The organism is Streptosporangium subroseum (genome assembly GCF_900188345.1).
Lineage (GTDB): Bacteria > Actinomycetota > Actinomycetes > Streptosporangiales > Streptosporangiaceae > Streptosporangium > Streptosporangium subroseum.
In genome coordinates, this window is sequence record NZ_FZOD01000072.1 from 19,106 (window position 1) to 42,033 (window position 22,928).

20 protein-coding genes and 1 pseudogene are annotated in these 22,928 nt (G+C 68.6%); 2 read left to right on the forward strand and 19 right to left on the reverse strand.

From position 1 onward, the window contains the following. The 5 genes and pseudogenes from CHC08_RS40545 to uvrA form a co-directional block, all read right to left on the reverse strand. Complete coding sequence (locus tag CHC08_RS40545) at positions 1-918, reverse strand: gluconeogenesis factor YvcK family protein (protein WP_089212729.1); 918 nt, start codon at positions 916-918, stop codon at positions 1-3. Positions 919-932: 14 nt separating this feature from the next. After that, positions 933-1,805 carry an RNase adapter RapZ gene (gene rapZ, locus CHC08_RS40550; protein ID WP_089212701.1) on the reverse strand — a complete coding sequence of 291 codons (873 nt, stop codon included), beginning with the start codon at positions 1,803-1,805 and terminating at the stop codon, positions 933-935. A gap of 14 nt (positions 1,806-1,819) precedes the next feature. Beyond that, a pseudogene (uvrC, locus tag CHC08_RS40555) lies at positions 1,820-3,859 on the reverse strand (excinuclease ABC subunit UvrC); the annotation flags it as partial. Between the two features lie 143 nt (positions 3,860-4,002). Then, positions 4,003-4,416: a Rieske (2Fe-2S) protein gene (locus CHC08_RS40560; protein WP_245878873.1), complete on the reverse strand. Its 414-nt coding sequence runs from the start codon at positions 4,414-4,416 to the stop codon at positions 4,003-4,005. Between the two features lie 417 nt (positions 4,417-4,833). Then, positions 4,834-7,674, reverse strand: coding sequence for an excinuclease ABC subunit UvrA (uvrA, locus tag CHC08_RS40565; protein ID WP_089212703.1), 2,841 nt, complete (start codon positions 7,672-7,674; stop codon positions 4,834-4,836). Positions 7,675-8,268: 594 nt separating this feature from the next. Between uvrA and CHC08_RS40570 the strand changes: the two genes are divergently transcribed. Next, positions 8,269-8,910 (forward strand): MBL fold metallo-hydrolase, encoded by a 642-nt coding sequence (locus tag CHC08_RS40570; protein WP_089212704.1) that lies wholly within the window; start codon positions 8,269-8,271, stop codon positions 8,908-8,910. A gap of 141 nt (positions 8,911-9,051) precedes the next feature. Here CHC08_RS40570 and CHC08_RS40575 read toward each other — a convergent pair whose 3' ends face one another. The 14 genes from CHC08_RS40575 to CHC08_RS40635 form a co-directional block, all read right to left on the reverse strand. Beyond that, positions 9,052-9,333, reverse strand: coding sequence for a hypothetical protein (locus CHC08_RS40575; protein WP_089212705.1), 282 nt, complete (start codon positions 9,331-9,333; stop codon positions 9,052-9,054). Further along, the gene (gene pssA, locus CHC08_RS40580) at positions 9,333-10,163 is read right to left on the reverse strand and encodes a CDP-diacylglycerol--serine O-phosphatidyltransferase (RefSeq protein WP_089212706.1); all 831 of its coding nucleotides are present in this window, start codon (positions 10,161-10,163) and stop codon (positions 9,333-9,335) included. Before pssA ends, CHC08_RS40575 begins: the two co-directional genes overlap by 1 nt. Continuing rightward, positions 10,150-10,797: a phosphatidylserine decarboxylase gene (locus tag CHC08_RS40585; protein WP_089212707.1), complete on the reverse strand. Its 648-nt coding sequence runs from the start codon at positions 10,795-10,797 to the stop codon at positions 10,150-10,152. The genes pssA and CHC08_RS40585 overlap by 14 nt, the downstream gene beginning before the upstream one ends. A gap of 127 nt (positions 10,798-10,924) precedes the next feature. Continuing rightward, a complete protein-coding gene (locus CHC08_RS40590; protein WP_089212708.1) occupies positions 10,925-11,944 on the reverse strand; it encodes a TerC family protein in 1,020 nt (339 codons plus the stop codon). Between the two features lie 241 nt (positions 11,945-12,185). Continuing rightward, positions 12,186-13,289 (reverse strand): glycosyltransferase family 4 protein, encoded by a 1,104-nt coding sequence (locus tag CHC08_RS40595; RefSeq protein ID WP_089212709.1) that lies wholly within the window; start codon positions 13,287-13,289, stop codon positions 12,186-12,188. Beyond that, positions 13,282-14,940 carry a murein biosynthesis integral membrane protein MurJ gene (murJ, locus tag CHC08_RS40600; protein WP_089212710.1) on the reverse strand — a complete coding sequence of 553 codons (1,659 nt, stop codon included), beginning with the start codon at positions 14,938-14,940 and terminating at the stop codon, positions 13,282-13,284. The genes CHC08_RS40595 and murJ overlap by 8 nt, the downstream gene beginning before the upstream one ends. Further along, positions 14,937-15,803 carry a hypothetical protein gene (locus CHC08_RS40605; protein ID WP_089212711.1) on the reverse strand — a complete coding sequence of 289 codons (867 nt, stop codon included), beginning with the start codon at positions 15,801-15,803 and terminating at the stop codon, positions 14,937-14,939. Before CHC08_RS40605 ends, murJ begins: the two co-directional genes overlap by 4 nt. A 4-nt stretch (positions 15,804-15,807) precedes the next feature. After that, entirely contained in the window at positions 15,808-16,800 is a 993-nt protein-coding gene (locus CHC08_RS40610) for a copper transporter (protein ID WP_089212712.1), read from the reverse strand. Next, a complete protein-coding gene (gene steA, locus CHC08_RS40615; RefSeq protein ID WP_089212713.1) occupies positions 16,797-18,008 on the reverse strand; it encodes a putative cytokinetic ring protein SteA in 1,212 nt (403 codons plus the stop codon). Before steA ends, CHC08_RS40610 begins: the two co-directional genes overlap by 4 nt. A gap of 134 nt (positions 18,009-18,142) precedes the next feature. Next, on the reverse strand, positions 18,143-19,855 hold the full coding sequence (gene recN, locus CHC08_RS40620; RefSeq protein WP_089212714.1) for a DNA repair protein RecN: 1,713 nt from the start codon (positions 19,853-19,855) through the stop codon (positions 18,143-18,145). Positions 19,856-19,944: 89 nt separating this feature from the next. Beyond that, positions 19,945-20,850 carry an NAD kinase gene (locus tag CHC08_RS40625; RefSeq protein WP_089212715.1) on the reverse strand — a complete coding sequence of 302 codons (906 nt, stop codon included), beginning with the start codon at positions 20,848-20,850 and terminating at the stop codon, positions 19,945-19,947. Positions 20,851-21,002: 152 nt separating this feature from the next. Then, positions 21,003-21,821: a TlyA family RNA methyltransferase gene (locus CHC08_RS40630; protein ID WP_089212716.1), complete on the reverse strand. Its 819-nt coding sequence runs from the start codon at positions 21,819-21,821 to the stop codon at positions 21,003-21,005. Further along, complete coding sequence (locus CHC08_RS50125; RefSeq protein ID WP_179282499.1) at positions 21,818-21,991, reverse strand: hypothetical protein; 174 nt, start codon at positions 21,989-21,991, stop codon at positions 21,818-21,820. The genes CHC08_RS40630 and CHC08_RS50125 overlap by 4 nt, the downstream gene beginning before the upstream one ends. Beyond that, on the reverse strand, positions 21,988-22,329 hold the full coding sequence (locus CHC08_RS40635; RefSeq protein ID WP_143653554.1) for a coiled-coil domain-containing protein: 342 nt from the start codon (positions 22,327-22,329) through the stop codon (positions 21,988-21,990). Before CHC08_RS40635 ends, CHC08_RS50125 begins: the two co-directional genes overlap by 4 nt. 213 nt (positions 22,330-22,542) lie before the next feature. On the opposite strand from CHC08_RS40635, the gene CHC08_RS40640 reads away from it, so the two are divergent. Beyond that, positions 22,543-22,890 carry an SCP2 sterol-binding domain-containing protein gene (locus CHC08_RS40640; protein WP_089212718.1) on the forward strand — a complete coding sequence of 116 codons (348 nt, stop codon included), beginning with the start codon at positions 22,543-22,545 and terminating at the stop codon, positions 22,888-22,890. Positions 22,891-22,928 lie beyond the last annotated feature (38 nt).

Sequence of the window (22,928 nt, forward strand, 5' to 3'; positions counted from 1 at the left end):
TCAACGCTTCTCACGGAAAATCTCGTCCAGGACGGAGGCAAGACGTTGTGCATCATGTCGCGGCGAACCGTCCTCGTCCGCAACGGAGGCCATGACGAGCCGCCCGCCGAGCTCGGCCGCGGCCTTCTCGAGTTCTTCCTGGTCGTCGGCCACCCCGGTGTCGGCGAGCACCACGTCGATCTCCAGGCCGGGGGCGTGCTGCCGCAGCACCTCCAGGTGTTTCTGGGGGGAGAAACCGTCCGTCTCCCCTGCCTGGGGCACCAGGTTCAGCGCCACCAGGCGGCGCGCGCGGGTGCTGTGCAGCGCCTCGGCCAACTCGGGCACCTTGAGGTGGGGCAGCACGCTGGTGAACCAGGATCCCGGACCGAAGATCACCCAGTCGGCGTCCAGGACCGCCTGGACCGCCTCGGGACAGGCGGGCGGATCTTCAGGGAGCAGCGAGATGGCCCGGACCCGGCCGGGGGTGAGTGCGCAGGCCACCTGCCCGCGCACCGTGCTCACCTGGCCGTCCAGCTCCACCTCGGCGGCGATGTCGAGCGGTACGGAGGCCATCGGCAGCACTCTTCCGTGGGCGCCGAGCAGTCGCCCGACCCAGTCGAGCCCCGCGACCGTGTCACCCAGCCGTTCCCACAGTGCCACGATCAGCAGGTTGCCGATCGCGTGCCCGTGCAGGTCACCCTCGCTGCGGAAGCGGTGCTGGACGACCTCGCTCCAGGTCCGTCCCCACTCGTCGTCACCGCAGAGCGCGGCCAGGGCCATCCTCAGGTCTCCCGGAGGCAGCACGCCGAGCTCTCGGCGGAGCCGCCCGCTCGATCCCCCGTCGTCGGCGACGGTGACCACCGCCGTCAGTCGGGAGGTGACCCTCCGAAGCGCGGTCAGCGAGGCGTACAACCCATGTCCGCCACCCAGCGCGACGATCTTGAGACCTTCATTCACTCCCGGCCCACATCCCGATGGCTCACCTGCACCTCCATGCCACCCCGGTCCCGCAGCCGGCCGCCGATCTGCTCGGCCATGGCGACGCTGCGGTGCTTGCCGCCGGTGCAGCCGACGGCGAGCGTGGCGTAGCTCTTGCCCTCGCGGGTGTAGCCGGAGGCGATGATGCCGAACACCTCGTCGTAGGCGTCGAGGAGCTCCTTTGCACCCGCTTGGTTGAGAACGTACTCCCGTACGGGGGCGTCGAGGCCGTTCATGGGGCGAAGTTCGGGAACCCAGTGGGGATTGGGCAGGAACCGGCAGTCGACGACCAGGTCCGCGTCGACGGGCAGGCCGTACTTGTAGCCGAAGGAGACCACGTTGACGCGCAGGCCGGGCCGGTCCTCGCCGCCGAAGAAGGCGACGATCTTGCCGCGGAGCTCGTGGACGTTGAGGTTGGAGGTGTCGATGACCAGATCGGCGTTCGCCCGGACCTCGCGCAGGATGCCGCGCTCGCGGGCGATCCCGTCGACGAGGCGGCCGTCTCCCTGGAGCGGGTGCGGGCGGCGGACGTTCTCGAACCGGCGGACCAGCTCCTCGTCGCTGGCCTCGAGGAAGACCACTCGCACGGCGACGCCGCGCCCTTCCAGCTCCTCGATCGCGGCGTTGAGGTCGGTGGTGAAGGCCAGGCTGCGTACGTCGACCACGGCGGCCACCTTGTCGGCGGCCAGCTTGACCCGCCCGGCCTCCTCGGCCATGGCGAACAGCAGGCCCGGTGGCAGGTTGTCGATGACAAACCAGCCCAGGTCTTCCAGGGCCTTCGCGGCGGTGCTCCGTCCTGCCCCCGACATTCCGGTGACGAGGACGAACGCGGGCTCTCTTTCGCTCATGTGCTCTGCCCTTTCAAGGCCGACACGATCGTCTCGGCCGTCGATGGGCCGATCCCGGGAACCTCGCAGATCTGCGCCGCAGTCGCCTCCCGCAGCCGTTTTACCGACCCGAAATGCTTGATCAGCGCCTGCCTGCGGGCCGGACCAAGGCCGGGAACCTCGTCCAGAGCGCTTTCCTTCACGCTCTTCGACCGCTTGGAACGATGGTAGGTGATGGCGAAGCGATGAGCCTCGTCACGCACCCGCTGAAGGAGGTAAAGGGCCTCGCTGGACCGGGCGAGGATCACCGGCAGATCCTCACCGGGAAGCCAGACCTCCTCCAGCCGCTTGGCCAGACCGCAGACCGCCACGTCGTCCACGCCCAGCTCGTCCAGCGCCCTCCGAGCCGCCGCCGCCTGCGCGGGCCCACCGTCCACGACAACCAGGTTGGGTGGATACGCGAACTTACGTGGTCGGCCGGTCTCCGGGTCGATGCCCGGCTGGACCTCGAACTCGGCTCCGGCCTCGACGTCAGCCTTGGGCCCGACCTCGGCGTTCGGCCCGGATCCGACCTTAGCGTCAGGCCCGCTCTCAAGCACGGGTCCGGCCTCCGCGTCGAGCTCGGGTCCGAATCCGGCGTCAAGCCCGGGTCCGGCCTCGGCATCGAGCTCCCCGGTAGCGGAGCGCTCCTCCAGATAGCGCTTGAACCGGCGCGAGATCACCTCGTAGATCGAGGCGACGTCACCCTCGGTGGACCGCACGGCGAACCTGCGGTATTCGCTCTTACGGGCCAGGCCGTCCTCGAACACCACCATGGAGGCCACCACGTTGGTGCCCTGGATGTGGGAGACGTCGTAGCACTCGATGCGGAGTGGCACCTGGTCCAACTCGAGCGCGTCGGCGACCTCCTGCAACGCCTTGCTCCGCGCGGTCAGGTCGCTGGCGCGCTTGAGCTTGTGCTGCTTGAGGGATTCCTTGGCATTGCGCTCGACGGTCTCCATCAGCGCCTTCTTGTCGCCGCGCTGCGGAACACGGATCTCCACCCGTGCCTTGCGGTGCTCACTGAGCAGCTCCGTGACCGCCTCGACCTCGGGCAGCGGGACGGGCACCAGCACCTCCTTGGGCAGCGTCTCGGCGCTCGCGTCGCCGTACATCTGCAGCAGGAAATGCTCGACCAGCTCGCCTGGCCCGGCCTCCTCGACCTTGTCGACGACCCATCCGCGCTGGCCCCTGATCCGCCCGCCGCGGACGTAGAACACCTGGACGGCCGCCTCCAGCGGATCCTCCGCCAGCGCGACCACGTCACAGTCGGTGTTGTCGCCCAGCACCACGGCCTGCTTCTCCATCGCCCGTTGCAGGGCCTGGAGGTCGTCGCGCAGTCTGGCGGCCTTCTCGTACTCCTGCTCGACGGCGGCCTCGCGCATCTCGCGCTCCAGCCGCTTGATGAAGCGGCCCGTGTTGCCCGCCATGAAGTCGCTGAAGTCCTCGGCCAGCGCCCTGTGCTCCTCGGCGGTCACGCGGCTGACGCAGGGCGCGGAACACTTGTCGATGTAACCCAGCAGGCACGGCCGGCCGATCTGCGCGGCCCGCTTGAACACCCCCGACGAGCAGCTCCTGATCGGGAACACCCGCAGCAGCAGGTCGACCGTCTCCCTGATCGCCCAGGCGTGGGAGTAGGGGCCGAAGTAACGGGTGCCCTTGCGCTTGGCTCCACGTAACACCTGGACCCGGGGAAACTCCTCCCCCATGGTGACCGCGAGGTAGGGGTAGGACTTGTCGTCGCGGTATTTGACGTTGAACCGCGGGTCGTACTCCTTGATCCAGGAGTATTCGAGCTGAAGGGCCTCGACCTCGGTGCCGACGACCGTCCAGTCGACGGCGGCGGCGGTCGTGAGCATGGTCTGGGTGCGGGGATGCAGTCCGGCGAAGTCCGCGAAGTAGGAGTTGAGCCGCTGGCGCAGGCTTTTGGCCTTGCCCACATAGATGACCCGGCCACCGGCATCCTTGAACCGGTAGACGCCGGGCGATTCGGGGATCGACCCCGACTTCGGCCGGAAACCCACCGGGCCGCCCATAGATCTCGCCACCCTGCAAGCCTATCGGCCTTCACCGACAGGATCCCTTCCTCGTTTCACGAGATCCAACGGCACCACGGTTCGCGAGATCCGCACGGCACCGCCGCCGGGATCACAGCCCGGCGGCGGTAGCACGGCCGTCCTCAGGCGAGGCTGATCGACTCGCCGTCGACCTTGATCGGCTTCTCGGCGAGCGGCTTGCTGGCCGGGCCGTTCGCCACGGAGCCGTCGGCGATGTTGAACTTGCTGCCGTGACACGGGCAGTTGATCGTTCCGCCCTCGACGGCCTCGACGTCGCATCCCTGGTGAGTGCAGACGGAGGTGAAGCACTTGAACTCCCCGGCCTTCGGCTGGGTCACCACGACCTTCTCGCTCTTGAAGATCTTGCCGCCGCCCTCGGGAATGTCACCGGTCTTGGCGAAACCCTCCGCCGCGGCGTCTCCCGCGCCCGAGTCGGCTTTGGGGGCGTCCGAGGTCGCAGGTGCCGCGGCACCGTCATTCCCACTGCTCGCGGACGTATCGCCGTAGCCCGTGCATGCGGTCAGCACAGCGGCCATCCCGACGCCTCCAGCGCCCAGCATTACCGCACGACGTGTTGTATCTGTCATGGTCACCCTCCCAGGTTCATCATCATTTAGTACGGCTAAAACCCCGATGACGGTTCAGCCTGTCGCAAGGCTTGTTGGGTGACTATGAAAAATTAACGCCTCAGCCGCTGTCTCCGGCGGAGACCCGACCCGCATCCCCGGGCCCCGGTCTGCGCCGGCTGCCCGCCGCACGCAGGGCCTCAGCCGCCGCACCCGGTGAGCGCCCCTCGGGCACCACGGCCCTCGCAGCGCCGGTCACCTGCCCTCGTGCGGGCAGGCCGGAACCGTCTTCGCCGCTCATCGCGGCTTTTCTCGCAAGGTCTCCCCGTCGGGGACGGGTGCCCAGGTCAAGGGTATTGACCTGGGCACCCGGTCCCGAATCCGGTCTCAGCTACCGAGAATCTTGCGCAGGAAGCGACCGGTGTGACTCTCCTCGACCAGGGCGACCTCCTCGGGCGTGCCGACGGCGAGCACGCTGCCGCCCCGGGAACCGCCCTCGGGGCCCATGTCGATCACCCAGTCGGCGGTCTTGATCACGTCGAGGTTGTGCTCGATGACGATGACCGTGTTGCCGCCGTCCACGAGCTTGCCGAGCACGCTCAGCAGCCGCCGGATGTCCTCGAAGTGCAGACCGGTGGTCGGCTCGTCCAGCACGTAGATCGTCCGGCCGGTGGAGCGGCGCTGCAGCTCGGAGGCGAGCTTGACCCGCTGGGCCTCTCCGCCGGACAGGGTCGTGGCGGGCTGGCCGAGCCGGACGTAGCCCAGGCCGACGTCGTTGAGCGTCTTCAGGAAGCGCTTGATGGCCGGGATCGCGTCGAAGAAGCCGAGGGCCTCCTCGATCGGCATGTCGAGCACCTCGGAGATCGTCTTGCCCTTGTAGTGGACCTCCAGGGTCTCCCGGTTGTATCGCGCTCCGTGACAGATCTCACACGGTACATAAACGTCCGGCAGGAAGTTCATCTCGATCTTGAGGGTGCCGTCTCCCGAGCAGGCCTCGCAGCGGCCGCCCTTGATGTTGAAGCTGAACCGGCCCTTCTGGTAACCGCGGACCTTGGCCTCGGTGGTCTGCGCGAACAGATCACGCACCTTGTCGAAGACCCCGGTGTAGGTCGCCGGGTTCGAGCGGGGCGTGCGGCCGATGGGCGACTGGTCCACGTGCACGACCTTGTCGACCTGGTCCATCCCGTTGACCCGCGAGTGGCGGCCGGGAACGGTGCGCGCGCCGTTCAGCTCCTTGGCCAGGGCGTTGTAGAGGATGTCGTTGACCAGCGTGGACTTGCCGGATCCGGACACGCCGGTGACCGCGGTGAACACCCCGAGGGGGAACTCCACGTCAACGCCCTTGAGGTTGTGCTCGCGGGCGCCCTTTACCGTGATCTGCCGCTTCTTGTCGCGCTTGCGACGGTGGGCGGGGATGACGATGTTCTTTCGGCCGGACAGGTAGGCGCCGGTCAGCGAGTCCTCGGAGGCCAGCAGGTCCGCCACCGTGCCGGAGACGACGACCTGGCCCCCGTGCTCACCCGCGCCGGGGCCGATGTCCACCACCCAGTCGGCGGCGGCGATGGTGTCCTCGTCGTGCTCGACCACGATGAGCGTGTTGCCCATGTCGCGCAGCCTGATCAGGGTCTCCAGCAAGCGATGGTTGTCCCGCTGGTGCAGGCCGATGGACGGCTCGTCGAGCACGTAGAGCACGCCGACCAGGCCGGAGCCGATCTGGGTGGCCAGCCGGATGCGCTGAGCCTCGCCACCGGCGAGGGTGCCCGAGGCGCGGTTCATGGTCAGGTAGTCCAGGCCGACGTCGAGCAGGAAGCTCATCCGGGCGTTGATCTCCTTGACCACCCGCTCGGCGATGTGCATGTCACGGTCGGACAACTTCAGCTTCGACAGGAATGCCGCGCAGTCACCGATCGACATGGCCGAGACGTCCGCGATCGAGCGGTCGTCCACCGTGACGGCCAGCGAGACCGGCTTGAGCCTGGCCCCCTTGCAGGCCGGGCACGGGATCTCCCGCATGTAGCCTTCGTATTTCTCGCGCGTGCCGTCGCTCTCGGACTCGGAATGGCGGCGCTGCACCCAGGGGATCGCCCCCTCGAAGGTGGTGTAGTAGGAGCGCTGACGGCCGTAGCGGTTGCTGTAGCGAACGTGGACCTGCTCGTCGTGCCCGTGCAGCAGCGCGTTCTGGGCCTTCTTGGGGAGCCGCTCCCACGGGGTGTCGATCTTGAACCCCATCGCGAGGCCGAGTGCCTCGACGAGGCGGATGAAGTAATCGCTGGTGTGACCCCCCGCCCACGGGGAGATCGCGCCCTCGCTCAGGGTCTTCTCCGGGTCGGGCACGATCAGGTCGGGGTCGACCTCCATCCGGACGCCCAGACCCGTGCACTCGGGACAGGCGCCGAAGGGCGAGTTGAAGGAGAAGGAGCGGGGCTCCAGCTCCTCGAACGACAGGTCGTCGTAGGGACAGTAGAGGTGCTCGGAGTAGAAGCGCTCGCGGTTCGGGTCGTCCTCGGGGAGGTCGACGAACTCCAGCGTGATCGTGCCGCCCGACAGCTGCAGGGCGGTCTCCACCGAGCCGGTGAGGCGGCTGCTCGCGCTCTCCTTCACCGAGAGCCGGTCGACGATCACCTCGATGTCGTGCTTCTCCTGCTTCTTCAGCGTCGGCGGCTCGTCCAGCCGGACCACCGTGCCGTCGACGCGGGCCCGCGCGAAGCCCTTGGCCTGCAGCTGACCGAAGAGCTCGGTGTATTCGCCCTTGCGGCCCCGGACCACCGGGGCGAGCACCTGGAAGCGGGTGCCCTCGGGAAGCTCCATCACCCGGTCGACGATCTGCTCCGGGCTCTGCCTGGCGATCGTGCGCCCGCACTGCGGGCAGTGCGGCTTGCCGATGCGCGCCCAGAGCAGGCGGAGGTAGTCGTAGACCTCGGTGATCGTGCCGACGGTCGAGCGAGGGTTACGGCTCGTCGACTTCTGGTCGATCGACACCGCGGGCGAGAGCCCTTCGATGAAGTCGACGTCGGGCTTGTCCATCTGCCCGAGGAATTGCCTGGCGTAGGCCGACAGCGATTCGACATAGCGACGCTGCCCCTCGGCGAAAATAGTGTCGAAGGCCAGGCTGGACTTGCCCGAACCGGACAGTCCGGTGAAGACGATCAGAGAGTCTCGCGGCAGGTCCAGCGAGACGTCTTTGAGGTTGTGTTCACGTGCGCCACGCACGATGAGGCGGTCAGCCACGGCAGTCCCGACGTCGATGTAGAAGGGTCAAAAGCAGTCGCGGGAAGGATAGCGATGGGGTCCGACATTTTCCGGAGCCTCGTCGGGGCTCAGGATTTCCCCGCCATCTCCAGACTACGGTCCTCCCCGGAGCGCGACGGGGCGTTCGTGGTTTCAACCACGTGAACACCGCCGTTTATGCCCGGCACACCCCCCACACCCTGGCATAACTGTCACATACTGCCCACGTTGAACGTCCGGATATGCCCTGACCGGCGCCTGAACACACCCTGCCACACGGCCTTGGACGGGATCACGAAGTGTGGAGACGGATGTCCCGGACACACTCCAGGCCGGACCAGCCGCCTCCACCGGCCGTCCCAGCGTCACGCCGGCTCCCCTCGGCTCCAACTCGCGGGCGAACTCGCCGAGGGCTCGCCACAGCCGCGGAGCGCGGCCGGACGACCGTCGGCCACCGGCCGGGCTTAGGGTGATGCACGGGGACCAAGAGCAACCGGCCCGCCGCGGCCGACACGGGCCGCTGCCCGCGCCGCCCGCCCCGACCGGTCATGCTCGCGCCCCTCGCCTTCCCGCCAATCCGCCCGAGGAGTATCCGTGACGTACACAGGTGACGTGCAGGTCGGCGGCCCCGCCGACGTGCGCGAACTGCCCGCCCTGACGATCGCCAAGCTGGCGGTCGGCCCGTTCGACAACAACGCCTACCTGCTCCGGTGCACCGCGACCGGCGACGGCCTGCTCATCGACGCCGCCGCCGAGGCCGACCGACTGCTGGCACTCATCGGCGAACAGCCGATCAGCAAGATCGTCACAACCCACCAGCACGGCGACCACTGGCAGGCCCTGCAGGAGGTCGCCGGGGAGACCGGCGCCACGGTGATCGCCCATCCGCTCGACGCCCCGGCTCTGCCGGTGCCGGTGGACCTGCAGGTCGACCACGGCGACGAGATCACCGTCGGCGAGGTCACCCTGAACGTGATCCACCTGCGCGGGCACACGCCGGGCTCGATCGCCCTGTACCACCCCGGCCACCTGTTCACCGGCGACTCGCTCTTCCCCGGCGGGGTCGGCAACACCAACAAGGATTCCGAGCGGTTCGTCCAGCTCTTCACGGATGTGTCGGAGCGGATCTTCGACCGGCTGCCCGACGACACCTGGGTCTATCCGGGCCACGGCAAGGACACCACGCTCGGCGTCGAGCGCCCGTCCCTGCCCGAGTGGCGCGAACGCGGCTGGTGACTCTTTCCCGTGCACGGGGAGTCCCCGTGCACGGTCACCGGCTCTCTTCCGGGTCCCGGGGTACGGACACGTTCCGCGTCCGGTCGTCGGCCCTTCGCGTACGGCCTGCTCTTTTCCGAGCACGGCCGGCGCCTGGAGGCGTCAGCCGTGCGTCCGGCCACCGAACATCCGGAGGATCCGATCCGCCGCGCCGGACGGATCCTCCACCCGCTCGAAGACGTCGCCCCAGGACCAGCGGTAGAACCAGCCCCCGGGTAGCGACACGCAGTCCACGGTCTCGCTGAACATCGCCGCGTCGGGGTCGGTGACCCGCAGCGACGGCGGGCTCTGCCTGAGCGTCACGCTGACTCCCCTCAGCTCCAGCTCGCGGGCGAGCCTGCCGAGGAAGTAGGTGCGGGTGTGCTCACGCGGCCCGTCCGGCATCAGGTGATGCTCTCGGATTCCTTACGCTCCTTGCGCTTCTCCCGCTTGAACATCAGGACGCGCAACGGAATCGTGGCCACGATGGTCATCTGCATGATGGCTCCGACCTTGATCAAAGTGTCGCCACCGGCCAGGCCCGCGGCCCAGATCGTCAGGCAGGCGACGTTGATCATCATCCAGGCGAGCACGGCCGCGGCCAGGTTGCCCTTCGGCTTGGGATATTCGATCCGGCTCACCATCAGATAGGCCACGCCGAAGATCGGCAGCACGGTCCAGATCGACGGCGGGAACAGCAGTACGACGGAGACCACGGTCATGGCGCCCATCGGAATGGGCAGACCCATGAAGTCGCCGCTCGTGGTCTTGACGCAGGCGAAACGCGCGAGCCGGATGACCCCGGCCAGCAGCACCGACGCCGCCGCGACCATGACCAGCAGAAACGGGATCTGCTGGTTGAATCCAGCCCAGATGACCACCATGAAGGCGGGCGCGAAGCCGAAGCTGATCACGTCGGCCAGGTTGTCCAGCTCGGCGCCCATGGCCGAGGCGCGGAACTTGCGGGCGACCAGGCCGTCGAACAGGTCGCAGATGGCACCGATCAGCAGCAGCACCACGGCGGTGCCGAAGAAGCGGGGGTCCGCCGCGAAGCCCTTGCCCTCCTGCAGCGAGCTGATGGCCGACCAGGCGAGTATGCAGACGGCCAGGAAGCCGCAGAGAGCGTTGCCGAGCGAGAGAGAGTCAGCGGCGGAGAGACGAAAAGCCTTACCAACGGGTCCCCGGGGTTCGTCGTCGGTCTCGTCCATCGGCCAGCTGGCGTCAGCCGTGGTCAAGACCGGTCACCCCCGCGACAGTCTTATCGCCGACGGACACCGCGGGAGCGATCCCCTGGGGAAGGTAGACGTCCACGCGCGAGCCGAGCCTGATGAGCCCGATCCGCTCCGCCCTGCCCACCTTCGCGCCGACGGTCACGTATGGCACGATGCGGCGCGCGACCGCGCCGGCTATCTGGACCAGTTCGATGTCGCCGAGCGCGGTGTCCAGATGCCACACGACCCGCTCGTTCGTGTCGCTGTCCTTGTTGAAGGCGGGCAGGAACCCCCCGGGCATGTGCTTCATCGAGGTGACCGTACCGGCCAGCGGTGCGCGGTTGACGTGCACGTCGAGTGGGCTCATGAAGATGGCCACCCTCGTACGGCCGTCCGGCCATGGGTCGATGCTCTGCACCACGCCGTCCGCGGGCGACAGGATCCGCCCGGTGCCGGGCGTGCGCTCGGGGTCGCGGAAGAACCAGAGCATGCCGCCGGTAAGCGCGGTCAGCGGGACCGCCGCCAGCGCCCAGCGCCGGTCACGGCGGCTGAGCAGCGATGTCACAGCGGCAGCGGCCGCGGTAGGAAGCAACCACGGGGAGACGCCACGTGCCAGCCGTATTCGGCCTGACCGGTGGCTTGCTGAATCGTGGGACACAGGGAACCTTTGTGATGTCTTGCGGCATTAGACCGGTATGTCTACCCGCGCTGGGGCAGGATGCTACCTATCTCTCAGCCCTTATATGGCGGAACGAGACAAGCAAAGCGTCTCACGCGCCAATCCGCTAGCCCTGTTTGGCACTCGCGGAGGTGGTGTTTCCCTTGCTTACACGTACGTCACGCCGGGCCTTGATCAGGCTGGCCACGGTGGTGATCACCATGGTGACACCAATGACCGACAGCGACATCCAGATCGGCACTTCAGGCGCCCACGAGACGCCGCTGGTGTGCAGCGCCTCCGCAATCAGCTTAACCCCGATAAAACCAAGGATGAACGCGAGACCGTAGCTCAGGTAGACCAGGCGCTGGAGCAGGCCGCCCAGGAGGAAGTAGAGCTGACGCAGGCCCATCAGGGCGAACGCGTTCGCGGTGAAGACGATGAAGGCGTCGGTGGTCAGGCCGAAGATCGCCGGAATCGAGTCGAGCGCGAACAGCAGATCGGTGGTGCCGATCGCGATCATCACGATCAGCAGCGGGGTGACCATGCGCCTGCCGTTGACCTTGACGATGACCTTGGAGCCCACGTAGTCGTCGGTGTGGGGCAGCACCCGCCGGGCCCAGCGCAGGACCGCGTTCTCCGCGACCTCTTCCTCGTCACGGCCGTGCTGGCGGACGAGCTGAACGGCGGTGTAGATCAGGAACAGGCCGAAGACGTAGAACAGCCAGCCGAAGTTCGCCAGCGCCGCGGCGCCGATGGCGATGAAGATGCCTCGCATGACCAGAGCCATCAGGATGCCTACCAGCAGCACCTTGTGCTGGTGGATCTTCGGCACCGCGAAGCGGGTCATGATGATGTAGAAGACGAAGAGGTTGTCGATGCTCAGGCTGTACTCGGTGAGATAACCGGCGAAAAACTGACCCGCTGGAGTCGGCCCGTCAAAAACCCAGAGAATGATGCCGAAAATTATGGCGAGCGCAACATAGAAACCAACCCAGAAGCCGGCCTGCTTCAGGGAGAACTCTCGAGGCTCGCCCCGATCGACGATCCAGAGGTCGAAGGCAAGGACGACAAGCAGGCCGCCGATGACGGCGAACCATGCCCAGACAGGAACAGTCACAATGAACAACCCTCCGGCGGAATGCATGACAGACTGCCGGAGGTCTCTCCCGCCCGCGCGACATCCGTGCGGACCGACAGCCCCGGGGGCCTCGTGGGGCGAGGCAGCACCGTGATGACGAGACTGTCACGAAGGGATACTCCCCTCCTCAACTATGCCAGTATAGGCGTCAGGCATGGTCTCGCCTAATCCAACTCCGCGACGCAATCCCTTGTTCCACCTGCCATACCGCTCGCGAGAGAACACGTTGGAATCTTCAAACCGCCGGCTACAGAGCGCCGTAAACCGCCAGTACGGCCTTCAGCGCCCTCTCCTCCCCCGGTAGCTCTCGGCCCCGCCTGGCGGCCGCCTCGGCCAGGGATCGGGTGAGGTCGTCGTCGGCGAGCACCCTTCCGATCGCGTCGCACATCGCGCCGACGTCTCCGTACGGCACCAGCAGCCCGGCGTCGCCCACCATCCCGGGGATCCCGCCCACCGCGGTGGCGATGATCGGTGTCCCCGCCCGCAGCGCCTCCTGCACGTTGAGCGGCTGCCCCTCCCAGCGGCTGGGCACCACCAGGGCTCTGCTCACCCGGAGCAGATCCTCGACGTCGTCCCGGTTGCCCAGCAGCCGCACCGGCAGGTTCTCCCCGTCGATCCGCCCCTGCAGCGCCTCCCGCAGCGGCCCCTCCCCCGCGACCAGAAACACAAGCCGCCGTGCGAGCTCTCCGGGGGGCCGGCCCGCGGCGAGGGCGGCGGCGACGTCGAGCAGGGTCTCCAGGCCCTTCTGCTGGGCAAGCCTGGCCACCGTGAGGAAGACGGCCCTGTCGCCCGTGCCGAGCTCCTCCCTGATCTCGTGCGGCTCTCGGTCCGGCAGGGCCGGCGCGGGCGCGGGGACGACGGCGGCCTCGACGTGTCTCGCGCCCAGTGCGGTCATCCGCTCCCCCAGGTCGGGAGAGACCACCAGGACCCGGTCAGCCCGGCGGGCGACGATCCGTTCGAGAACGCCGTAGATCGCGCCGATCGCACCGCTCGCGGTGGCGGCGTTGTGCAGGGTCACCACCAGGCCGGTCCGGGTCCCGGTCAGGGCGAGCGCGGCCAGGGCTCCGGCCCTCAGCCCATGGGCGTGTACGGCCTGAGCCCCGCGCAACGCCCTGAGCGCTCGCACCGCCCGCAGGTCGTTGAGCGGATGAGGCCGGTCGGAGATCGGCACGGGCACGAACCGGGCCCCGAGACCGCCGAACCCGAATGCCTCCTCGGTGCTCGGAGGTCCGGCCACGACCACGCGATGTCCCCCGCGCACCAGCCCCCCGGCCAGCATGGCCACGTGCCGCCCGACCCCACCCGCGCTCGTCCCCAGCACGAACGCCACACGCGATCCCTGGTCAGCCATCAGACCGATTCCCTTCCGAAGGGGACACCCGCCGCAGCCGCCCCAGCATCACCCGGGCGTCGGGTCCGTCGACCATGACGGCCACGGCCGCGAACACGGCCACGCCGACCACCGCCGCACCTACCCCGACCACCACGCACTCCCATTTGGACACTTCGCTGAAGACCGTCGTCACGGCCAGCCCCGCTCCCCAGGCCGCGACGCCACCGGCCACGGCGGCGAGCAGGGCGCGCCACGTCCCATACAGCGCCGTCGCCCCCCTGGCCCGGAACACGGCGAAACCCAGCAGCACGCCGCCCACGGTCATGCCGATCGTGCTGCCCAGCGCCAGTTGCCCCACCACCTCCGACGGACGGTCGGCGACATGGGTGAGCAGGATCTGGGCTGCGAGCGCGACCCCCCATCCGATCACCGAGGCCGCGGCGGCCGACCGGCCCCTTCCGCAGGCGTACAGGACCCGAGCGAGGTGAAACAGGAGGGCGTATCCGATCAGACCGGGCGCGAAAAGCGTGACGGCCCTGGCCATCTCCGCCACCTCCACTGCCCCTCCACCGGGCGTGCCCTCCAGGAAAACCCGGGACACGGGTCCGGCGACCGCCGCCATCACCCCGGCCGCGAGCCCCGTCACCAGCAAAACGACCCGCGTGGTGGAGGAGGTCAGGCCGTCGAAGCCGGCCGTGTCCCCGTCGGTGGCCCGGGTGGACAGCAGAGGGAAGGAACTGGTGGCGATCGGCACCACGAGCACCGCGAGGGGAAGCTGGTACAGCGCCCAGGCATAGGTGTAGACGCCCACCGCCCCCTTCCCGCCCAGATCATTGGCCAGACGGACCACGATGATCAGCGCCAGTTGTTGCGCGATCAGTACCGCGATGCCGGCGGTCGCGAGCCCCCGCGCCCGGGCGGCGACGCCCGGCGGGAAGGACAGCGAGGGCCGCAGGCGCAGGCCGAGCCCGGTCACCGGGCCGATCACGGTGAGCACCATCGCGGCGGCGGCGATCGTGGCGCCGAGCGAGAGCGCCAGCTGTCCCGGAGTGGTGAGATCCGCCAGATCGTGGGCCCCGCCGTCGCCGATCTGATCGAACACCAGGTAGGAGACGATGATGAGCAGGCTGGAGACCAGCGGTGCCAGGGCCGGACCCATGAAACGCCGGTGGGCCTGGAGCACGCCGTACAGGACCACCGCGAGCCCGAAGAAGATCATTCGGGGGGCGAACACGACGAGCATTCCTGTACCGACCTTGACGACCTCGGCCAGGCCACACGGGTTCGGGTCGCCCACGAGCAGCGCGACGATCGGCCCGGCGAACACCATGATGAGCAGGGTCAGCGGCACCAGGGCGAGCACCACCCAGGTGAGCAGCGCCGAGGTCGTCCGGCTGACCTCCGCCCTGGCCTCGGGATCCGTCTCGGACCGGGACGCGGCCGAGGCCAGCACCGGCACCACCATCCCGGCCAGCGCACCGCCCGCCACCAGCTCGAAGACGATGTTGGGCACGTAGTTGGCGGTGTTGTAGGCGGTGCTCAGGCAGAGGTTGCCGACATTCTGCGATTGGAAGAGATAGCGGCTAAATCCGACAATTCGGGCCACCATGGTCACGATTCCGATGAGGAGTGCCGCCCCCGCGACCCCCTGCCCGACCTTGGTGATCATCGCTTGACGGGGGCCTGCTCCACAGGGCGACGGCCTAGCATGTCGATGCGATTGAGCACCGGGTTACCGGCGATGACCCGGGTGAAGCTGATTTTCTCCGAGGCGGCGGTCAGCGCGACCACGGTGCCGAGCACGGCCAGGCGTCCGGAGCGGCCCAGGGTGATGGTGGCCGCCAGTCCGAGAAGCGCGCCCAGCGCGTTGGCCCCCGCGTCGCCCAGCATCGCCCGCTCCCCGAGATCCTCGGGCAGGAGCGCGGCCGCGGCGCCCATGGGGAGCGCGGCCAGGGCGGCCGAGACCGGGTCGTCGCGGTGGAGGCTCATCGCGAGCACGGGCGCACCGGTGAGCAGGCCGACCTTGACGGCACGGCCGGGCCGCAGGTCGAAGAGATTGGCCAGGTTCGCGCCGCCGGCGACCAGCGCACCGTTGATCACGGTGTCCACAGGGCCGCGGGAGGTGAGGGCGGCGGCGGCCAGGCCCGTCACCCCGATGCCGAGGATCTTCACCGCTCCGCTGGTGACCTCGCCCTTGGCCAGGGCGCTCAGGTGGCCCTTGAAGCCCTTGGACGACGTCGCGCCGTACAGGTCGTCGTAGGCGCCGAGACCGCCGCTGCCGGCCACGGCCAGCAGCACGGCCGCCCGGACCCTGGCGGGCAGACCGGGGATCACCGCGGCGGCCGCACCGGCGCCCGCGACGAAGGCCGGACCTTCGAGCAGGGTGATCGGCTCACCCCGGTGGTTGGTCCGGGTCCAGGTCTCCACGTCACCGACCGGCGGCTTTCGGGTGAAAGCCGTATACGCGGCACGTGCGGCCACCGCTCCGAGGAGGGCGCCGGCCAGGGCACCGAAAAAAGCGCGACGAGCCATCGGGTCATCCTCCGGAGGTGGCCGTAGTGGCCGTGGGGGCCGGGGTTGCACTGGGCTCGACGCCCGAGGCACCGGGGCCGATGCCGTACTGACCGGCGAGTCCGGACAGTTGCTCCCGCAGAGCGTAGACCACAACGACCCGGCCTGCGGGCATATCGGCGGTGTCGACGGTGGAGACCCTCTCCTCGAAGGAGGTGTCCTCGCGGAGCGCGGTGATGGTCCCACCGGCCGCGGCGGCGCTCTGCGGACCGACCAGCACGGCCCCCTGACCGGCCTCGTCGAGGCCGAGGGCCATCGCCACGATCGCACCCGCCTGCTCGGCCGCGCTCGCCTGCTCGGCGGCGGTCTCCCCCACGTACGGCTCAGCCGGAGCGGTCAGCACGGCCAGATCCGCGTGTTCGGCGGGTTTGTCGGTGACGGTGAGCAGCCCGCCACGCTGGAAGGCGTCAAGGACCTCGGCGGCGGCCGGATCTTCCTTGCCCACCTGCGCGGGGTCACTGGTCAGAATCGCGCTGGCGAGCACCGCGGCCGCCTTGTCGTACGCCGTACCCGCGACGGGGAAGATCATCTCTGCGGGCTTGGCCGCGGTGGCCAGCTTGTCGACGAAGGCCGACTGGCTGACGTCGACGTATCTGTCGGCCAGGGCGACCCGGCCGGTCACGGTCGCCCCGGCCTCCAGGATCACCTGCTGCACGGCCTCGCGCATGGTCGCCGTGGTGCCCGGGGACTCCACGATCACAACGCGCTTACCGATGAGCTCGTCCTTCACGAGTTTGGGAGTGTCCGCGAGGATGACGGCGTCATTGGCCGCCCCGCGCTTCTGCAACACCTGCAAATCGTCGCGGAGCGCGGTGTTTCCCTCGCGCAACTGGTTGGCAAGGGTCTCGGCCGCGTCTATGGCCGGCTCCTTCAGCAGGGTGGTGCCCAGCACGATGCCCACCGAGAGCGCAAGAAAGATCGCAACGATGGAGACGAGGTGATAGCGGAAATCGATCACGAGAAGAGTCCGACCAACCAGAAGATGAAGCCGTTCCAGACGTCGCGGACACTGTCCAGCCAGATCTTGCCCACCGGGGAGACGATGATCGCCACCCCCATGGTGATCAGCGTGGTGGCGACGAGCAGGAGCAGGGACGGAGTGGAGATCCGGCTGCGATAGAGCCGGCTGACGCCCTTGGCGTCGACAAGCTTGCTGCCCACCCTCAGCCGGGTGAGGAAGGTGCTGGCCATCCCCGAGCGGCCCTTGTCGAGAAACTCCACCAGGGTCGCGTGGGTGCCGACGGCGACGATCAGATCGGCGCCCTTGTCGTCGGCGAGCAACATGGCGATGTCCTCGCTGGTGCCGATCGCGGGGAAGAGCACGGCGGTGCGGCCGAGTTGCTGGACCCGCTCCAGGCCCGGCGCCCTGCCGTCCCGGTAGGCGTGCACGACCAGCTCGGCGCCCGAGAGGAGCACCTTGGTGGAGACCGAGTCGAAGTCGCCCACGATGATGTCCGGCATGTAACCGGCCTCCATCAGCGCGTCGGCACCTCCGTCCACCCCGATCATGATCGGGCGGTATTCCCGGATATAAGGACGAAGGGCAGCGATATCCTCCTTATAGTGGTAACCACGCACCACGATGAGGACGTGACGCCCTTCCATCACGGTCCGGATGTCGGGCACGCCGACTCCGTCGATGAGGAGGTCACGCTCGCGTTTGATGTATTCCATCGTGTTCGCGGCGAACGCCTCGATCTGGACGGTCAGCCCGGCCCGCGCCTCGATCATCGCGGCCTCGATGGATTCGACCGTCTGCACGTCGCCCTTGCCGACCGCCTCGTCGTCGAGGTAGATGACGCCCTCGTGCACCCTGACCAGATCGCCGTCCTTGATCCGCTCGAACAGCTCGGCGGTGGCGTTGTCGACGAACGGCACCCCGGCGTCGACGATGATCTGCGGGCCCAGGTTGGGGTAACGGCCGCTGATACCCGCGGCGACGTTGACCACGCCTGCCACTCCGCACGCAACAAGCGCCTCCGCGCTCACCCGGTCAACGTCAACGTGATCGATAATCGCGACTTCCCCCGACCTGAGACGCTTGGTCAGCCCCTTGGTCCGCCGATCGATTCTCGCCACTGCCGTCACCCCGGGAAGGTCCGTGACCTTCCTATGGCGGAGGTAACCGTTGAGCTTGCGTTGAAGCCCTTCAATCGGCACCTTCATTACGACCATCCTGCCAGAGTGAACGACCGGGGAAGCCAAGCACTCGGCGGCGTGTCAGATTCGTCACCGAGATCCCCCAGCGATCCTGCTCCCCCAGAGCGGCCCAAATAGTCCTTACCGTCACACCCTGCCAATCACGCCTTGTCGGCGGCCGCGATCGCGAGGAGCTCCTCCGCGTGCGCCCGGCCCAGCTCCGAATCCTCAAGGCCGGCGAACATGCGTGAGAGCTCCCGCGCCCGGCTGTCCTTGTCGAGCGCGACCACTCCGCTGCGCACCACGCTGCCGTCATCCGCCTTCTCCACGACCAGATGCTGGTCGGCGAAGGCCGCGACCTGGGGCAGGTGGGTGACGACTATCACCTGGGAGGTGCGGGCCAGGCGGGCCAGCCGGCGGCCGATCTCCACCGCGGCCTTACCGCCCACACCCGCGTCGACCTCGTCGAACACGAACGTCGGCACCGGGTCCGCCCCGGCGAACACCACCTCGATGGCGAGCATCACCCGGCTCAGCTCACCGCCGGAGGCGCCCTTGTTCAGCTGCAGGAGGGGCGAGGCGGGATGCGGCGCCATGCGCAGCTCGATCTCGTCGACGCCGTGCGCGGCGAAGTCGGCGGCGGCGGCCACGATGACCACCACCCGGGCGTGCGGCATGGCCAGCGCCGTGAGCTCCTCGGTGACGGCCTGCCCGAACCGCTCGGCGGCGGCCGTCCTGATCCTGGTCAGCTCGGCGGCCAGCTCGGTGAGCCGTACGGTGAGCTCCTCGTATTCACGGGTGAGCTCGCCGATGCGCTCGTCGTCGCCCTCGAGTTCGGCGATGCGCAGCGCGGCCTTCGCGGCCCAGGCGAGCACCACGCCGGTGTCCTCGCCATACCTGCGAATGACGTGGGTGAGCACGGCCTGACGCTCCTGCACCACCGCGAGCCTGCCCGGATCGGCCTCGACCGACTCGGCGTAGGCGGCCAGATCGGTGGCGACGTCGGAGATCAGGTATCCCGCCTCGGCCAGCCGGTCGGCGATCTCGCCAAGCGTCGGGTCGAATTCGCGCACCGCCTCCACGGCCGTGCGCGCCTCGCCCACCAGCGCGATGGCGTCCTGCATGGCCTGCTCACCGGACATCGGATCGCCGAGCAGCGCCCGGTGCGCCGTCTCCGCCGCGTTTCTGAGGGAGTCGGCGTGAGAGAGCCGCTCCTGCTCCTCGCGGAGCTCGGCCTCCTCACCCGGCTTGGGGTCGGCCTTCTCGACCTCGCCGAGCCCGAACCTGAGCTGGTCGGCCTCCTGAGCCCGCTCCCTGGCCTTGGTCGTGAGCTCGGCCAGCTGATCTGCGATCTTCTTGTGCCGTTTGTAGGCCTGCTCGTAGGCGCGCAACGGCTTGACCAGCTCCTCGCCCGCGTAACGGTCGAGGGCCGCGCGCTGGCGACTGGGCTGGAGCAGCCGTTGCTGGTCCATCTGACCGTGCACGGCGACAAGATCCTCGGCCAGGTAGGTGAGTGTCCCGACGGGGACCGTACGCCCGCCCAGCCAGGCACGGCTGCGCCCCTCGGCGGAGATCGTGCGCGAGATGATCAGCTCGCCGTTCTCGATCTCACCGCCCACATCCTGGACCTGCTGGGCCACCCGGCCCGCCGGGTCGACCAGGAGTGTGCCCTCGACGGTGGTCTTGTCCGAGCCGGGGCGAACGCGGGCGGGGTCGGCCCGGCCGCCGAACAGCAGCCCCAGACCGGTCACCACCATGGTCTTTCCCGCACCTGTTTCACCCGTGACCACGGTGAATCCTGGTGATAGCACCAGGACGGCCTCGTCGATCACGCCGAGCCCTTGGATGCGGACCTCCTCGACTCTAGGTCGCACTGGTCCCTCCCGTCACATCGAATTCACCGAACATCAGTGCGGTGCGCGGGCACGATCCTACGCTCTTGAGGCGCGGATCGCCGGATACACTACTGCCTCACACGGCCATGCCATCCCTGGACCGGAAGGTTGAACTTGGCGACCAGCCTGTCGGTGAACGGCGCCCCGGTGTCCTCCAGGCCGTGCAACCGCGCCAGCCGTACGGGCACCTCGGCCCGGCGGACCTCGACCCGCGCCCCGGCCGGCAGGTCGTACCTGCGGCGACCGTCACACCACAGCACCGCCCCCGCCGTATGCGGCTGAACCTCCAGCGCGAGCCTGGAGCGGGGGGAGACCACCAGCGGCCGGGCGAACAGCGCGTGAGCACTGATCGGGACCAGCAGCAGCGCCTCCACCTCGGGCCAGACGACCGGCCCTCCGGCGGAGAAGGCGTACGCGGTCGAGCCGGTCGGTGTGGCGCAGATCACCCCGTCGCATCCCCAGCGCGACAGCGGCCGCCCGTCGATCTCGGCGACCACCTCGAGCATCCGCTCGCGCTTCTCCACGGTGGCCTCGTTGAGCGCCCAGGTGTCGGCCAGCACCTGACCGTTGAGACGGGCGGTGACCTCGATGGTCATCCGCTCCTCGACGTCGTAGCGGCCGTCGACCACGGAGTCGACCGCGTCGGCCAGATCCTCCACCTCGGCCTCGGCCAGGAAGCCGACGTGTCCCAGATTGACGCCCAGCAGCGGCACCCCGGCCGGACGGGCGAGCTCGGCGGCCCGCAGAAGGCTCCCGTCGCCGCCGAGCACGATCATCATCTCCGTGTCCTCGACCGCCGCCGACCCCGTGGGCACCACGTCGACACCCGCGCACGCGATCTCCTCGGCCTCGGCCTTCAGGACGCGAACGGCCAGGCCCGCCTTCAGAAGCCTGCCGATCACCATTCGAGCGCTGTCGACGGCCGCCCCCCGCCCGGTGTGGGCGGTGACCAGCACCGTGCGCTTAGCAGTCATCAATTACCTCCAGCGTGGAAACCCTCTCCCTCAGGCGAGGGAGGAAACGCGGAACGGTGCCGAACTTCCGGATGAGCGATGTAGCCGTGGCCGGCGGCTCACTGAGGCAACCGGACATGGCGATGGTGACATTCCACTCCTGGTAGCCACGACTACTGGGGGCCTTCCGCTACCGCTCGCTCGACCTCGGCGGCGAGATCCGCAACCGGAGGAGCGCCTTCTCCCTTGCCCAGCCAGATGACGTACTCCACGTTCCCCGCCGGACCCGGCAGCGGGCTCGCGGTGACGCCCCGCACGGTCAGGCCGAGCGTCTGCGCGGTTTCGGCCACATCCTGTACGGCTTGCGCCCTCAGCTCGGGATCCCGGACGACCCCGCCGGCGCCGACCCGCTTCTTGCCGACCTCGAACTGGGGCTTGACCAGCATCGCGAAGTCGGCATGCTCGGCGGCGCACTGGGCCAGGGCGGGCAGCACCAGGCGCAGCGAGATGAAGGAGAGGTCTCCGACGATCAGCGTGGGCGGCTCGCCGACCATGTCAGGGGTCAGGTTCCTGACATTGACCTGATCCATCACCGTGACCCTCTCGTCGGTCTGCAGCGACCACGCGAGCTGGCCGCGGCCGACGTCGACGGCGAGCACGTGCGCCGCGTCATTGCGCAGCAGCACGTCGGTGAAACCGCCGGTCGAGGCTCCGGCGTCCAGGCAGCGACGCCCCGCGACGGTGAGGCCCCGTGGCCCGAAGGCCTTCAGCGCGCCGAGGAGCTTGTGCGCTCCCCGCGACACGTAGTCGGGCCCTTCGGCGGCTTCGGAGACGACGATCGCCGAGGCCGTGTCCACCTGGGTCGCGGGCTTCGCCGCCAGCTGACCGCCGACGCTGACCCGTCCGGCCTCGATGAGCTGGGCGGCCTGTTCCCTGGATCGGGCCAGCCTCCGGCGCACGAGCTCGCTGTCGAGACGGATCCGCCGGCTCACCGGTGCCGGTCCGGGGTGTCGTCCACCGAGGCGAGCGCCTGCTCCAGCCCGGTGAACACCTCCTCGAACACGCCCACGTGCGCCGACACGGGCAGAGTCCCGAGCTGGGCGAGCCCGCCCAGCGCGGCGTCCGCCCGCTCGTCGCCTGTCTCTTCCGGCAGGTCTGTCATGCGCCCCCTCCGGAGGTGCTCTTCACTGTCTTGGCCGTCCCACGGGCACGCGGCGCGCGAGCCGCCTTGCCCGTAGATTCCCTGACCGTATCGGAACCCGCGTCGCTCGTCGCCTCGACGGTGGCAAGCCTGGCCTCCAACTCCGCCACGCGGCTCCGCAGGCGGTCGACCTCCTCGGCACGAGCCAGATCGAGCATGTCGAACAGGCTGCTCACCTCGGCCTTGATGATCTCCTCGATCTCCCTCCGATTCGCCTTGCTCACCGCGACAAGCTCTCTGGCCAGCTTGTCGACCTGGTCGGGTATCTGGGACAGACCCGCTTCTCCAGAGGTGAGCAAATCGCGAACTATCGCATGTGCCCTGTTCGTTGTCATCTCCGTAAGGCCGGTAACCTCTCGCACATACCCCCGCAATGCTTCAAACGCCATGGCAGACGCCCCCTTTCCGGTGCACCCCCGCGTGCCGGATTACGTGTCCTACCCATGTGAAACGCTACCGTCCGTAGATGCAGGGGATTCGGACCGGTCCTGAACGGAAGGGAGTGCCACGCGATGGCGACCGTCGACGAGTGCCGGGCGGCACTACGCAAGCTCGGCGAGCAGTACGACGAGGTTGATCAGGAGAGCCGCGCCAGGCACGTGGTCGAACGCAGTATCAGCTGCCACATCAGCGATCTCGGCGTCACCTTCTACGGCCGCATCCACCACGGCGGTCTCGGCCCATTCGACGATTTGCCTTCGTCTGATGGCAAATCGGCCGATGTGAAGCTGACCATCGGCAGCGACGACCTCATCTCTCTGGTCAACGGCGAACTCGACATGGGGAGGGCCGTGTTCGGCGGCCGGATCAAGGTCGACGCCAGCTTCGGCGATCTTCTCCGCCTCCGCAAGCTCCTTTAGAAGCTCCACGCGGTCGGCGCGGGACATGTGCACGCCCC